Genomic DNA, 993 nt, shown 5'->3' with positions numbered 1-993 from the left:
TGGATTATTTTTAATTATTCTAATAGGCGGTGCTGGATACCGAAGAACATTCGGTAACAATAACTGACTACTTCACCAAGTCACTGATTTATTTAAATCATTTCCTATTAAAGCCTTAATAACTATACCATCAAATTCTTCTGAAATACGACTAATACCTCCGGTTAAAACAATTGGTAAACGTTGATGAACTAATAACCTATATCTATCTATAGTTCAACTTTCTATTTTAGATAAATTACTATTAGTATTAAACATTGTTCAACTAGCTCACAATAAGTATAGTAACAAATCACGTCTATCAAAATCTAACAAATACCTATCTCCTTGAATAAACATTGATGATATACTAATTAACTTAAGAAGTTTCATGTTTATCAGAAATTATATAACCCATATTATGGTCACATTCATGTTGTAAACAAGCGGTAAACACTGAGTAAGATTTAATCACACAAACAACATCTCTTAATACATCATAACAAACAACTATCATTTTTTTCTTTCTACTAATAGAATATTCATTAGCAACTGATAGACAACACTCTTTAAAATCTTCCCTATACTCACTACCGAACACAACAGAAGGATAAGCCAAAACATGTAATTTTCGTTTTCATGATATTGTTGGCAGATTTATAATAAAAATTCCATACGGTCACCCCATCTGATTACTACTAATACCTAATGCAGAATTAGTAAACGTCAAGTGCATTAACCTATGTATACAATGTATACTTAAAGTAGATGGATTATTTTTAATTATTCTAATAGGCGGTGCTGGATACCGAAGAACATTCGGTAACAATAACTGACTACTTCACCAAGTCACTGATTTATTTAAATCATTTCCTATTAAAGCCTTAATAACTATACCATCAAATTCTTCTGAAATACGACTAATACCTCCGGTTAAAACAATTGGTAAACGTTGATGAACTAATAACCTATATCTATCTATAGTTCAACTTTCTATTTTAGATAAATTACTAT

Annotated in this window: 2 protein-coding genes; both read right to left on the bottom strand. The window is 29.3% G+C overall.

Annotation, left to right across the window (positions count from 1 at the left end; all coding sequences use genetic code 4):
• Positions 1 to 258, bottom strand: a 258-nt coding sequence (locus MAGTDC_RS02740; RefSeq protein WP_146656944.1) for a hypothetical protein, incomplete at its 3' end; no start/stop codon positions are given.
• A 100-nt stretch (positions 259 to 358) separates the two neighbouring features.
• Positions 359 to 993: peptide deformylase (locus tag MAGTDC_RS02735; RefSeq protein WP_146656943.1), on the bottom strand; the 635-nt coding region annotated here is incomplete at its 5' end.

The sequence above is a fragment of the Candidatus Hodgkinia cicadicola genome (assembly GCF_002774925.1).
Note: the sequence above shows the minus strand (reverse complement) of the source record. Positions and strands in the feature narration are given on the sequence as shown.